This window comes from Burkholderia sp. PU8-34 (assembly GCF_053427725.1).
The window spans coordinates 291,371-304,421 of record NZ_JBSAXC010000006.1 but is presented as its reverse complement, the minus strand read 5'-3'; the positions used below and the strand labels follow the sequence as shown (position 1 = coordinate 304,421).

9 protein-coding genes are annotated in these 13,051 nt (G+C 69.0%); 4 read left to right on the top strand and 5 right to left on the bottom strand.

The features are described from left to right. The first annotated feature begins 24 nt into the window (after positions 1 to 24). The gene (locus tag ACV22Z_RS17535; RefSeq protein ID WP_448077546.1) at positions 25 to 585 is read left to right on the top strand and encodes an FUSC family protein; all 561 of its coding nucleotides are present in this window, start codon (positions 25 to 27) and stop codon (positions 583 to 585) included. Positions 586 to 684: 99 nt separating this feature from the next. On the opposite strand, the gene ACV22Z_RS17530 is transcribed toward ACV22Z_RS17535, so the two are convergent. Together ACV22Z_RS17530 and msbA are read right to left on the bottom strand one after the other, a co-directional pair. Beyond that, positions 685 to 1,068 carry an RcnB family protein gene (locus ACV22Z_RS17530; protein WP_448077545.1) on the bottom strand — a complete coding sequence of 128 codons (384 nt, stop codon included), beginning with the start codon at positions 1,066 to 1,068 and terminating at the stop codon, positions 685 to 687. A 111-nt stretch (positions 1,069 to 1,179) separates the two neighbouring features. Further along, positions 1,180 to 2,931 carry a lipid A export permease/ATP-binding protein MsbA gene (msbA, locus tag ACV22Z_RS17525; protein ID WP_448077632.1) on the bottom strand — a complete coding sequence of 584 codons (1,752 nt, stop codon included), beginning with the start codon at positions 2,929 to 2,931 and terminating at the stop codon, positions 1,180 to 1,182. A 228-nt stretch (positions 2,932 to 3,159) separates the two neighbouring features. On the opposite strand from msbA, the gene ACV22Z_RS17520 reads away from it, so the two are divergent. From ACV22Z_RS17520 to ACV22Z_RS17510, 3 genes are all read left to right on the top strand, one after another. Further along, entirely contained in the window at positions 3,160 to 3,912 is a 753-nt protein-coding gene (locus tag ACV22Z_RS17520) for a glycosyltransferase family 2 protein (protein WP_448077544.1), read from the top strand. A 172-nt stretch (positions 3,913 to 4,084) separates the two neighbouring features. After that, positions 4,085 to 4,927 (top strand): glycosyltransferase family 2 protein, encoded by an 843-nt coding sequence (locus ACV22Z_RS17515; protein WP_448077543.1) that lies wholly within the window; start codon positions 4,085 to 4,087, stop codon positions 4,925 to 4,927. Positions 4,928 to 5,060: 133 nt separating this feature from the next. Continuing rightward, a complete protein-coding gene (locus ACV22Z_RS17510; protein WP_448077542.1) occupies positions 5,061 to 6,341 on the top strand; it encodes an O-antigen ligase family protein in 1,281 nt (426 codons plus the stop codon). 196 nt (positions 6,342 to 6,537) lie between these two features. Here the strand turns inward: ACV22Z_RS17510 and ACV22Z_RS17505 are convergent, their stop codons facing one another. The 3 genes from ACV22Z_RS17505 to dnaE form a co-directional block, all read right to left on the bottom strand. Continuing rightward, the gene (locus ACV22Z_RS17505) at positions 6,538 to 7,713 is read right to left on the bottom strand and encodes a glycosyltransferase family 9 protein (RefSeq protein WP_448077541.1); all 1,176 of its coding nucleotides are present in this window, start codon (positions 7,711 to 7,713) and stop codon (positions 6,538 to 6,540) included. A 354-nt stretch (positions 7,714 to 8,067) separates the two neighbouring features. Beyond that, a complete protein-coding gene (locus ACV22Z_RS17500; protein ID WP_448077540.1) occupies positions 8,068 to 9,150 on the bottom strand; it encodes a glycosyltransferase family 9 protein in 1,083 nt (360 codons plus the stop codon). A 324-nt stretch (positions 9,151 to 9,474) separates the two neighbouring features. Continuing rightward, positions 9,475 to 13,008, bottom strand: a complete 3,534-nt coding sequence (gene dnaE, locus ACV22Z_RS17495; RefSeq protein WP_448077539.1) for a DNA polymerase III subunit alpha — start codon at positions 13,006 to 13,008, stop codon at positions 9,475 to 9,477. Between the last annotated feature and the right edge of the window lie 43 nt (positions 13,009 to 13,051).

Below are 13,051 nucleotides of genomic sequence, written 5' to 3'. Positions count from 1 at the left end.
CACCCGATTCATGACAGCAACGCGATGAATACGCTCAGGACCCTCAACGAAACCCGGCAGCAGATCCAGCAGTCGATCTTCGACCTGTTCAAGGGACTGTCGCTGCGCGAGCGGCTCGCGCAAGGCGGCCTGATGGCGCTGCAGGCTGTCTGCGGCGCGTGCCTCGCGTACGGCATCGGCCGCGCGCTGCACACCGAGCAGGCCGTCTGGGCGGCGATCACCGCGATCGCAGTCACCCAGCACAACTATTCCGACACGATGTCGCTGTCGCGCGACCAGTTCGTCGGCGCGATGGTCGGCGGCGTGCTCGGCTTTGCGGGCGCGGCGTTCGGCGGCGGCCACGACATCGTCGCCTATGCGATCGCAGTCGCGGTCGTGATCGTCAGCTGCTGGTGCCTGAACGTCGGCAGCGCGGCGCGGCTCGGCGGCGTCACCGCGACGATCGTGATGCTGTTTCCCGGCAGCGGCCCGCTGTGGGACATTCCGCTCGTGCGGCTCGGTGAAGTGACGCTCGGCACGGTATGCGCGCTCGGCGTGTGCTGGGGAATGTCGAGGATCGAGCGGCGCTGGTTCCGACGCGCGTAGCGCGGCGGCGCGATGTTGCCGGCGGTCAGCGCTGCTCGGCAAAGGAATGAAGACGCGCGCCGGGCGCGCGACGCCCGGCTGCAGGACGATCGGGAAAGGTTACGGCCCGACCCGGAACACGAGGCCGGAGCCGATCTGCACGAGCAGGTAGTCCCCGCCGATGCCGACCCACTGATAGCCGCGCGGCGGCGGGCTCAGGTGATAGCCGCGCCAGTCCTCGACCACATACTGGCGGTCGCGGAACTCGGGCGGGAGCCGGTCGCCCTTGTGCCAGTCGCGACGCGGCTGGTCCGCCCAGCGCGGCGGCACGTCCTCCTCGTGATGCATCGCGTGGCCAGGCGGCATGCCCTTCGGTCCATGGCCATGCCGCATCGCAGGGCCGCCCTGGTCGTTGTGGTCGCCATGGTCCTGCGCGATCGCGAGCGGCGCGGCGAAACCCGCCGCGATCAGTGCAGCCAACATCATGCCGTGCATCTTCTTCATCGTGCCTTCCCTCCGTGTTGTCACGTCGAACGAAACGACTGTGGCCTGCGCGATGAAGACTAGCACACCGGCATGACGCAAACCCCGCGCGGCGCCTGCGCCGCGCGCCTGTCAGGCCGCCTGCTGCTGGTACTGGATCCGGTGCAGGTGCGCGTACAGGCCGCCGACGCGCAGCAGCTCGTCGTGACTGCCCTCTTCGGCGATCTTGCCGGCCTCGAGCACGAGGATGCGGTCAGCGCGTTCGATCGTCGACAGCCGGTGCGCGATCACGAGCGTCGTGCGGCCTTCCATCAGCCGCTCGAGTGCCGCCTGAACGTGCCGCTCCGATTCGGAATCGAGCGCCGACGTCGCTTCGTCGAGAATCAGGATCGGCGCGTCCTTGTAGATCGCACGCGCGATCGCGAGGCGCTGCCGCTGGCCGCCGGACAGGCGCATTCCGTTGCCGCCGACGATCGTATCGAGCCCGTCGGGCATCGCGGCGACCGCGTCCGCGAGGTTCGCGGCCTCAAGCGCGGCCTGCACGCGCGCGCGGTCCGGCGTCTGGCCGTATGCGACGTTCGCGGCGATCGTGTCGTTGAACAGCACGACGTCCTGGCTGACCATCGCCATCTGGCTGCGCAGCGCATGGATGTCGTAGTCGGCGACCGGCACGCCGTCGAGCAGGATCGCGCCGCCCGTCGGGTCGAAGAAGCGCGGCAGCAGGTTCACGAGCGTCGTCTTGCCGCTGCCGGACGGCCCGGCGAGCGCAACCATCTCGCCCGGCGCGACCTTGAACGAGATCCGGTCGAGCGTCGGCCGCTCGGACGCGCCGTAATCGAACGACACGTTGCGGAACTCGATCTCGCCGCGAGCATTCGGCAGCGGCCGCCCGCCGCCCTGCGGCTCGGCCGGCTCGTCGATCAGGCCGAAGATCAGCTCGGCCGCCGTCATCCCGCGCTGCAGCGGCTGGTTCACGTCGATCAGGTGCTTGAGCGGCGAGATCACGAGCAGCATCGACGTGACGAACGCGACGAAGCCGCCGACCGTCGTCTGATCGTTCGACGACTGCACGACCGCGATCGTGATCACGACCGCGAGCGCGATCGACGCGAGGAACTGCGTGAGCGGCTGCGCGAGGCCGCCGGACACCGTCATGCGCATCGCATAGCCGCGCAGGCGCTTGCTCATCGCCGTGAAGCGGTCCATCTCGTACGATTCGCCGTTGTGCACCTTGACGACCTTGTAGCCGCCGACCGTCTCCTCGACGATGTACGACAGCTCGTTGGTGAGCGTCTGGTGTTCGCGGTTCAGCCGCCGCAGCCGGCGGTTGATCTTGCTGACGAGCCAGCCGATGCCCGGCAGGATCACCGCGACGATCAGCGTGAGCCGCCAGTTCAGGTAGAACAGGTAGCCGAGCAGGAAGATCACCGTCAGCGAATCGCGCACGAGCGTGACCATCACGCCCGTCAGCACGGACAGGATCTGGTTGACCTCGAACACGATCGCGTTGATCACCGTGCTCGCGGTTTCGCGCTGGAAGAACGACGCGCCGGTGTGGATCATCCGCTGGAACATCTCGAGCCGCAGCTGCAGCAGGATCCGGTTCGAGACGTAGTTGAGCAGGTAGTTCGACGCGTACTGCGACACGGCGCGCACGAGCGCGAGGCCGATCACCGCGGCCGGCACGTACCACTTCGCGCGGTCGCTGCCGTGCGCGCCGAAGCCGTGGTCGAGCAGCGGCTTGAGCAGCGCGGGAATCCCGGCTTCGGTCGCCGCGACGACGCCCATCGTCATCACGGCGAGCACGACGACGCCGAGCAGCGGCCTGATGTACGGCCACAGGCGCTTGAGGACGGTCACCGGCGACGTGCCGGACGCGTCCATGGGTTTGCGAAGCGTGTTCTGAGTATCCAAGGCAATCCTTCTTGAGCCGCGGCGCGGCGCCCCGGGGACGACATCGGCCCGGGAATCCGACCCCGCCGGGCGGGTGCCGAAAAGGCCCAACATTATAGCCGCACCGCCCGGGCCGGCACGGCCGCCGCCGACGGCGGCGGGCAGCCGGCGCGCGGGTATACTGCCGCTCACCGCTTCCTCCATCCGTCCGACGATTTCATGGCAGAACCCACCCTCGGCGTCGCCCTCATCGCCCTCAACGCGTCCGCGCGGCTCGCGCAGTGCCTCGACGCGCTGGCGTTCGCCGACGACGTCGTCGTGATCGACGGCGGCAGCACCGACGACACCGTCGCGATCGCCCACGCGCATGGCGCGCGCGTGATCGTCGAGCGCGACTGGCCAGGCTTCGGCCCGCAGAAGAATCGCGCGCTTGCCGCACTCTCCACCGACTGGATCCTGTCGCTCGACACCGACGAGGTCGTCAGCCCGGAACTCTCGCAATCGATCCGCGCGGCGATCCGCCAGCCGGCCGCGCAGGTCTATGCGCTCGACCGGCTGTCGAGCTTCTGCGGCCAGTGGATCCACCACAGCGGCTGGTATCCGGACTGGGTGCCGCGCCTGTTCCGGCGCGGCGCGGCGCGCTTCTCCGACGACCTCGTGCACGAGCGCCTCGTGTTCGACACGCCAGCGCAGCGCCTCGCCGGCAAGCTCATGCACTACTCGTACGAGGATTTCGAGACCGTCGTGCGCAAGCTCGACGCGTATTCGACCGCGGGCGCCCGGCAGCGCCGCGCGGCCGGCCAGCGCGGCGGCTTCGGCAAGGCCGTCGCCCGCGGCCTGTGGGCGTTCGCGCGGACCTACGTGCTGCGGCGCGGCTTTCTCGACGGGCGCGCGGGCTTCATGATCGCCGTGTTCAACGCCGAAACCGTCTACTACCGCTTCCTGAAGCTCGGCCACGAGCCCGCGCGCTGACGCTCCTGCGCGCCGCAACGGCGGCCTGCCGGGGCCGCCGTTGCGCCAGGCCGCGGCGGCGCGCGGCCGCCGGGACGTTACAATGCCGGCCTGCCCGCGCCGCGCGCGCACCGACGAGCCCACCGACGACGCCGCGCGCCGCCCGACACGACGACCACCGATTCCGACCGCCATGTTCTCCATCATCATCCCGACCTGGAACAACCTGCCGTACCTCAAGCTCGTCGTCGACAGCCTGCGCCGGCATTCCGCATACGAGCACCAGATCATCGTGCACGTGAACGACGGCTCGGACGGCACCCTCGACTGGGTCCGCAGCGAAGGGATCGAGTACACCGCGTCGCCCGCCAACATCGGCATCTGCCACGCGGTGAACCTCGCCGCGGCGCGCGCGACGCGCGACTACGTCGTCTACATGAACGACGACATGTTCTGCTGTCCCGGCTGGGACGCAGCGCTCGTGCGCCGCATCGAGCAGATGCCGGCCGACCTGTTCATGCTGTCCGGCACGATGGTCGAGCCGGTCGACACGCGCAACCCGTGCGTCGTCGTCAGCAATTTCGGCCGCGACGCCGAGCATTTCGACGCGGCCGGCCTCGTCGCGGCCGCGCCGAAGCTCGCGCGCGCCGACTGGCTCGGCTCGACCTGGCCGCCGACGCTCGTGCACCGCGACTGGTGGAACCGGATCGGCGGCTACAGCAGCGAGCTGTCGCCCGGCATGAGCAGCGACAACGACTTCTCGATGAAATTCTGGGACGCGGGCTGCCGGATCTTCCTCGGCGTGGGCGACAGCCTCGTCTACCACTTCCAGCAGAAGAGCACCGGCAAGATCGTCAAGAACGACGGCCGCCGCCAGTTCCTCAACAAATGGGGCATGACGCAGGCGACCTTCGACCGCTTTTACCTGCACCGCGGCGAGCCGGCCGGCGCGCGCGTCGCGCTCGATACGCCTGAAGTCGCCGGCCGCCTGAAGCGCGCGCTGCTGCGCTCGCGGATCAAACGCGCGTTCAGCTGATTCGTCCCCCGAAACCGTGCGGAAACGCGCGGCGGTTCGCGTATACTCCGCGGTTTGTCCCGGCGTGTGCCGCTTGGACCGCGGCGCGCAGCATGGTGCCCGCATGCCGCAATCGCCCATCCGACAGGTTTCGATGCTTTCGTTTTCCGCTCCCGCCTCGCGGCGCCTGACCGCCGCCCGCGCCTTCGCCGTCGCCGCGCTGTGCATGGTGCCCGTCTCCACCGCGCTGACGAACGTGTTCTGCGCGCTGTTCGCCGTCGCGCTTGTCATCGCACCCGAGTTCTGGCGCGACCTCCGCTCGTTCGTCACGCAACCGGCGTCGCTCGCGGCACTGCTCGTGATGGCCGCGCTGACCGCAAGCGTCGCGTACACCGTCGCGCCGCACGACAAGGCGTGGAGCTGGGTCGCCAAGTACGACAAGCTGCTGCTGCTGCCCTTCGCCGCGCTCGCGTTCCGCCATTCGAACTGGGCGCCGATCGTGCGGCGCTGCTGGTTCGGCACGCTGTGCGTGATCCTCGTGCTGTCGACGACCAACTACCTCGGGCTGACCGCGATCGGGCCCGCGCATGCGTCCGAGCTGCCGCTGTCGCGCGCGTGGGTGTTCAAGAATCACATCGCGGCCGGCATGTTCGGCGCGCTGCTGTTCTACCAGGCGGCCGATCTCGCGCTGGTGGCCCGCACGGCGCTCTCCCGCGCCGCGTTCGCCGGCGTCGCCCTGTGGTCGCTCGTCAACGTGTTCGTGATGCTGCAGGGACGCACGGGCCAGCTGATCGCGCTGCTGCTGATCCTGGTCGTCGCGGTGCGGTTCGTGCTGGTGCTGCGCAAGCGCTCGCCGCTGCGCGCGGGCCTTGCCGCAGGCGCGCTCGTCGTGGCGGCAGCAGCGCTTGTCGCCGCCGCGTGCACGATCCACGGCGGCCGGCTCGTGAAGGTCGTGTCGGAAGTGCGCGAGTATCAGCAGAAGGACGCGATCACGTCGACCGGCCTGCGACTCGAGTGGTACAAGAAGGGGCTCGAACTGTTCCAGGCGCGGCCCGTGATCGGCTACGGCGCGGGCGGCCTCGAGTTCGAATTCAACAAGCTCGCGCAAGGCAAGACCGCCGCCGAAGGCCAGCTTACGTCGAACCCGCACAACGAATACTTGTTGATGGCCGTTCAGCTCGGATCGGTCGGCCTGCTGCTGTTCGTCAACCTGATCGTGCAGATCGCGCGCGGCAGCCGCACGCTCGACCCGCGCTCGCGCCACCTGCTGCTCGCGTGGCTCGCGATCTTCACGATCGGCAGTCTCGCGAATTCGCTGCTGCTCGATTTCGCCGAAGGGCACCTGATCGTGCTGCTCGCGGGCATCCTGCTCGGCTGCGGCGAGCGCGGCGACACGCTGCCGCGCGAGACGTCGGCGATCCGGCGCAGCGCCTGACGCGGTTCACTCTGGGCGGCAGCACTGCCGGTCGTCCGTTCCCCGGACGGCCCGAGACGCGCGGCAAAGAGCGCGCCCTGACCGCATCAGGCGCGCAGAAAGAACGCCGGCGGGTGGCCGACGTGTGGCCGCCCGGCACCCTCCCCTCTTCCGACTATTCATTCACGCGGCCGGAGGCTGACCGCCGCCCGGATCCTCAGTCCGATGTGGCGCGGCGCAGCCGCGACGTGTCGACGACGGCCGCCGCGTCCGGCGCGTCCAGCCCGAGCATCTCGGCTGCCGCGGCCTTCACGCGCTGCGCGCTCAAATTGACGAGACAGTCGCTGCGGCTTTCGACGTGGCGCTCGCAGCCTTCGTGGCGGCACGGCACGCAATCGCCCTCGCCCTGCAGCAGATAGACGTTCCCGTGCCGGCCCGAGCCACGCAGCGGCCACGGATTCTCGGTCGCGGGCCAGTGCTGCGGCCACGGCCCCCAGCGCACGGGGTCGGACGGCCCGAACAGCGCGACCGTGCTGGTGCCGGTCGCAGCGGCGACGTGCGTCGCGCCCGTGTCGGGCCCGATGAAGAGCCGCGCGCGCCGCACGAGTTCCGCACTCTCGCCGAACGTGAGGCGGCCGACGAGATTCAGCACGTCGCCGCCCGCTGCGGCCGCCACCTGCGCCGCGTAATCGCGCTCGCCCTGTGCCGGGCCGCCGGACAGCGCGACCGCAAACCCATGCGCGCGCAGCCAGTCGATCATCTCGACCCAGCCGTCGGCCCGCCACTGCTTGTACCGGAACATCGGATACGGATGCAGGACGACGAGCGGCTTGCCGTCGCGCACCGCGGGCGACTCGGCGAGCCACGCGTCGAACTGCGCGCGGCGCGCGGGATCGTCGCCGATGCCGGGCGCGACCACTTCGGAGACCGGCTCGATGCCGATCACCGGGGCAAGCGCCAACGTGCTCACGACGGTGTGCGCAGACTGGTGATGGTTGATCGCGATCCCGTGCAGCATCATGCGGGTCAGCCAGGTGACGCGGTCGGGATCGACGAGGCCGACCCGCCTGCGACCGGCGAACCAGCTGTAGAAGCGCGGCCGGTCGGAGCTCAGCGCCGCGCACGCGAGGTCGTAGCGGCGCCACATCGACAGCGCGTCGCGCAGTCGCTCACCGAACCCGGCGCGCTGCGCGACGACGATCACGCGACGCACGTCCGGATTGTGCTCGAGCACGCCCTCGGTACCGCGAAACACCAGCATGTCGATCTGCGCATCCGGCCAGCGGGCTTTCAGCGAGCGCACGAGCGGCGTCGTCAGCAACACGTCGCCGATGCGGCGCGGTGCGGCGACGAGGATGGTTTTGGGCGGGCGGGCGGAAGAAAACAGGGCCACGGCAATCGATCCGTCTATCTGGCTGGCGAACAAGGCTGGCAATGTACAGGATTTTGCGGCAACCGGCTCGGGCCGTGTGTGCGGGACGTGCAGTGCGAGCGGGGTACGGTCCCGGGCTTGGCGGCTTGGCGGCTTGGCGGCTTGGCGGCTTGGCGGCTTGGCGGCTTGGCGGCTTGGCGGCTTGGCGGCTTGGCGGCTGGCGGCTTGGCGGCTGGCGGCTTGGCGGCTGGCGGCTTGGCGGACTTGGGCCGAGAGGACGTGGTTCGACATCGTCCGGTCGAGCCTGCCCGAATCCGGCATGACACGCGGCGCGGCGGATGACCGGCGCGCCGCGCTTCGAGAAAAGATCGCGGGTTACGAAACGGTCGCGTCGAGCACGGTTGTCCCCGGCGGCGCCGGCACCCCGTGAACCGGGTCGCCAACCGGAGCATCGCCACGCTCGGTATGCCGGAGCAGATGACCTACCGCCCGCTCGACCGCGTCGACGCCGATCGCGTCGACCGCCGCGCCGGCCCGCAGGATCACGTGCGGCACGCCGAGCGGATGCCAGCGCAGGTATTTCTCCGGCCGGTCCTCGAACAACGCGGCAACCGGCACGCCCAGCGCCGACGCGAGGTGCACCGGCGCGCTGTCCGCAGACACGACGACATCGAGCAGGCTCACGGCGGCAATCAGGTCGGCGACCGACGACGGCGCGACATGCCGCGCGTGCACATCGCGCCACGCGTCGCGATCGTCCGCACTGGCGGGATCGCGAAACACGATCACGTCGGCGATCCCGCCGATCCGCCGGCTCAGGTCGCGCCATTTGTCCCCGCTCCAGCGCCGCTCCGCCGCCTTGTTCGAGACGAACAGGCCGATCCGCGGCTGCGAACGCGGCCCGAGCACGCGATGCCAGGTGTCCTGCTGCGCGCGATCCGGATAGGCGGACAACGCGAGACCCTCGATGTCGGTACACGCCAGCTCGGGGACGAGCTGAAACCCGGACAGCGCTTCGTGGCGCATCGGCCGCGTGCGGACATGCTCGGGCTTGCGGTCGTCGAATTCGGACCCGGTGTCGTGCCAGCGGCAATCCTTCGCACCGAGCTGCCGCGCGAACTGCACGCTGCTCCGGTGCATCCCGCCGTTGGGGACGATCACCAGATCGAACCGCAAGCGGCGCAGGCGGCGCACGAGCCGCAGCCGGTCGACGATCGCCCGCCAGCGCCCCGGCCGGTCGTTACGCTCGCACTGCCGGCTGTACACGTACTTGTGCACCGTGTGCACGTCAGGGTTGCCGGCCAGCACGGCCGCGTTGTACGTGTTGGCGACCACGTGCAGTTCCGCGCCCGGCCAGCGCTGCTTCAGCGCGCCGAGAAACGCCGTCGTGCACAGCATGTCGCCCAGAAAATCGATCCGGATCACGAGGATCCGCCCCATCGAGTTGTCGTTGGCCATTCTTGTTGTAGACGGTCTGATCATTTTGAGCGTGCGCGGCCTGCCGAGGCGGCGTCGTGCCACCGTGCCACCGTGCCACCGTGCCACCGTGCTGCCGTGCTGCCGTGCTGCCGTGCTGCCGTGCTGCCGTGCTGCCGTTTGCACGCGTACCGCCGCCAGCGGGCGAACACCGCCGACGAGAGCGTCACGCGACCCGCGACGGATTGTATAGCGACCGCATGACGCGCCCAAGTGCCTGTTGCCGGCGCCGCTGCAGGTCAGCGTCGCGTGGCCGCCGCGAGGCAGGGCGCGCGGGGCGCGCGGGGGGCGCGGGCGCCCGGCCGCTCAGTACGCAATCTCGACGGTAATGCCGAACGCCGCGCGCAGCTCCGCGAGCAGCGTGTCGCTCGGCTTCACGCGCCATGCATCGCCGAGACGCATCTCGCCTTGTGCGCGGGCGCTGCTGTAATGAATCTGCACGGCAAGACCGTTCGGCAACGGCGGCGGCGCTTGCCGGCGGCCGCCGTCGCGCCCGCCGCCGCGCGGCGCGGGCGCCTCGGCGGCACTCGCCGCGGGCGGCTCGTCCTTCGATACGTGTGGCTCGAGCACGCGGCGCAGCGCGGCCGCATCGGCATTGCCGTTCATCGTCAGCCGCACGGCCTGCGCGTAGCGGCTGCGCGCGCGTTCGAGATCCATCACGGTATCGGCGGTGAAGCGGATGCCGCCCGTGAACGCATCGTTGCGCGCCTGCCCCTGCACGATCAGCAGTTCGTCCTCCTTGAACAGCGCCTTGTTCGCCTCGAACTGCTCGTTGAAGATCGTGATCTCGCACTGGCCCGAGCCGTCGTCGAGCAGCGCGATCAGCATCTTGCCGCGCTGGGTCATCTGCGTGCGCAGCGACGCGATGATGCCTGCGACGAGCTTGTCGCGCCCTTCCTTCAATTCGCCGACCTTCTGGCGCACGAAGCGCCGCACCTCGTCGCGATACGCGTCGAACAGGTGGCCCGACAGGTAGAAGCCGAGCGCGCCCTTCTCTTCCTGCAGGCGGCGCTTGTCGTCCCATGCGGGTTCGTCGACGAGCGCGTGCGCGTGCGGCGACTCCGCGCCCATGTCGAACAGGCCCGCCTGCATCGCATTCGCCTCGGCCTGGTCCGCCGCTTCCATCGCGAGCGGCACCGACGCGAGCATCTGTGCGCGGTTCGCATTCAGCGAGTCGAATGCGCCGGCGCGGATCAGCGCCTCGATCGTGCGGCGGTTCACGACGCGCCGGTCGATCCGTTCGCAGAAATCGAACAGGTCGGAGAACGGCTTTTCCTCGCGCGCGCGCAGGATTTCCTCGATCGCGTTCTGGCCGCTGCCCTTCACCGCGCCGAGCCCGTAGCGAATCGTGCGCGAGCGCTTGCCGTCCGCTTCCGCGACCGGCTCGAAGCGATAGTGCGACTGGTTGATGTCCGGCGGCAGCACCGCAAGGTTGTTCACGACACAGTCGTCGAACAGGATCTTCACCTTGTCGGTGTCGTCCATCGCGAGCGTCATGTTGGCCGCCATGAATTCGGCCGGATGGTGCGCCTTCAGCCACGCGGTGTAGTACGCGAGCAGCGCATAGGCGGCCGCGTGCGACTTGTTGAAGCCGTAGCCCGCGAACTTCTCCATCAGGTCGAAGATCTCGTCGGACTTCTCGCGGGACAAGCCGTTCTTCGCGGCGCCTTCCGCGAAGATCTCGCGGTGCTCGGCCATCTCCTCGGGCTTCTTCTTGCCCATCGCACGGCGCAGCAAGTCCGCGCCGCCGAGCGAGTAGCCGCCGATGATCTGCGCCATCTGCATCACCTGCTCCTGATAGACCATGATGCCGTAGGTCTCTTTCAGGACGGATTCGACGCGCGAATCCGGGTACTCGACCTTCTCGCGGCCGTGCTTCCGTGCGCAGAAGCTCGGGATCAGGTCCATCGGGCCCGGGCGGTACAGCGCCACGAGCGCGATGATGTCCTCGAAACGGTCGGGCTGCGCGTCCTTCAGCATGCCCTGCATGCCGCGGCTTTCCAGCTGGAACACGGCGACCGTGTTGGCCTTCTTCAGGATCTGGAACGACACGGGATCGTCGAGCGGCACCTGCGCGAGCGACCAGTCGGCCTTCGCCGGATCGAGCCGGCGGATGTAGCGCTCGGCCCAGTCGAGGATCGTCAGCGTCGTCAGGCCCAGAAAGTCGAACTTCACGAGGCCGACGGCCTCGACGTCGTCCTTGTCGTACTGGCTCACGACGCCGCCGTCGTCGCCCTGCGTATACAGCGGGCAGAAATCGGTCAGCTTGCCGGGCGCGATCAGCACGCCGCCCGCGTGCATCCCGACGTTACGCGTGAGGCCCTCGACGCGCTGCGCGAGATCCAGCAGCTGGTGCACTTCGTCCTCGTGGTCGTAGCGCTCCTGCAACTGCGGCTCTTCCTTCATCGCGTCGGCGATCGTCACGTGCTTGCCCGGCTTGAACGGGATCAGCTTCGCGATGCCGTCGGTAAACATGTAGCCGAGATCGAGCACCCGCCCGATGTCGCGCACGGCCGCCTTCGCGGCCATCGTGCCGAAGGTCGCGATCTGCGACACGGCGTCCGCGCCGTACTTTTCCTTCACGTACTGGATCACGCGGTCGCGGCCGTGCTGGCAGAAGTCGATGTCGAAGTCGGGCATCGACACGCGTTCCGGGTTCAGGAAGCGCTCGAACAGCAGGTTGTAGCGCAGCGGATCGAGATCGGTAATGCCGAGCGCGTAGGCGACCAGCGAACCGGCGCCCGAGCCCCGGCCCGGCCCCACCGGCACACCGTTGTTCTTCGCCCAGTTGATGAAGTCCGCGACGATCAGGAAGTAGCCCGGGAAGCCCATCTTCGTGATGGTCCCGCACTCGAATTCGAGGCGCTTGTAGTACGTGTCGCGCTGCGCGTCGCGTTCGGCGGCATCCGGATACAGCTGCTCGAGACGCTTTTCGAGCCCTTCCTTCGACAGCTGGATCAGGTAGTCGTCGAGCGACATGCCGTCCGGCGTCGGGAACAGCGGCAGCTTCGGCTTGCCGAGCTCGAGCTTCAGGTTGCAGCGCTTCGCGACCTCGACCGTGTTCGCGACCGCGGACGGCAGGTCGGCGAACAGCGCGACCATGTCGTCCTGCGTGCGGAAGTACTGGTCGGTGGTGAAGCGCTTCTGGCGCCGCGGATTCGCGAGGATGTCGCCTTCCGAAATGCACACGCGCGCCTCGTGCGCGGTGAAATCGTCGTCGGTCATGAACTGCGTCGGATGCGTCGCGACGACCGGCAGCTTCATCTCGGCGGCGAGCGTCGCCGCCTGCTGGATGTAGGCCTCGGCGCCCGGCTGGCCGTAGCGCTGCAGTTCGATGTAGAAACCGCCCGGAAACACCTTCGCCCAGCGCTGCGCATGGCGGCGCGCCGCCTCCTCGTTGCCGGCCGCGAGCGCGAGGCCGATATCGCCCTGTTGCGCGCCCGACAGCGCGAGCAGCCCTTCGGCCAGCTCGGTCTCGAGCCACTGCACGTCGATCTCCGCGCGGCCGCGATACTGGTTCGTGAGCCACGCCTTCGACAGCAGCTCGCAGAGATTGAGGTAGCCGCGCTTGTCCTTGACGAGCAGCAGCAGCCGCGACGGCTTGTCGCGATCGTCCGGATTCGTGATCCAGACGTCGCAGCCGGCGATCGGCTTGATGCCCTTGCCGCGGGCTTCCTTGTAGAAACGGACGAGGCCGAAAGCGTTGCCGAGATCGGTGAGGGCGAGCGCGCCCTGACCGTCCGCGGCCGCCGCCTTGACGATATCGTCGAGACGCACGATGCCGTCGGCAATCGAGAATTCGGAGTGAACGCGAAGATGGACGAAGCGGGGATCTGACATGGGCGCTATTGTAGCCGCGTCGCCACGCAGGCTGCCCAAAAAA

Bases quoted from the DNA above. Each gene is read 5' to 3' on its own strand.
- ACV22Z_RS17530 (WP_448077545.1), bottom strand. From the start codon at position 1,068: ATGAAGAAGATGCACGGCATGATGTTGGCTGCACTGATCGCGGCGGGT.
- msbA (WP_448077632.1), bottom strand. From the start codon at position 2,931: ATGGACGCGTCCGGCACGTCGCCGGTGACCGTCCTCAAGCGCCTGTGG.
- ACV22Z_RS17520 (WP_448077544.1), top strand. From the start codon at position 3,160: ATGGCAGAACCCACCCTCGGCGTCGCCCTCATCGCCCTCAACGCGTCC.
- ACV22Z_RS17500 (WP_448077540.1), bottom strand. From the start codon at position 9,150: ATGGCCAACGACAACTCGATGGGGCGGATCCTCGTGATCCGGATCGAT.
- ACV22Z_RS17535 (WP_448077546.1), top strand. From the start codon at position 25: ATGAATACGCTCAGGACCCTCAACGAAACCCGGCAGCAGATCCAGCAG.
- ACV22Z_RS17510 (WP_448077542.1), top strand. From the start codon at position 5,061: ATGCTTTCGTTTTCCGCTCCCGCCTCGCGGCGCCTGACCGCCGCCCGC.
- dnaE (WP_448077539.1), bottom strand. From the start codon at position 13,008: ATGTCAGATCCCCGCTTCGTCCATCTTCGCGTTCACTCCGAATTCTCG.
- ACV22Z_RS17515 (WP_448077543.1), top strand. From the start codon at position 4,085: ATGTTCTCCATCATCATCCCGACCTGGAACAACCTGCCGTACCTCAAG.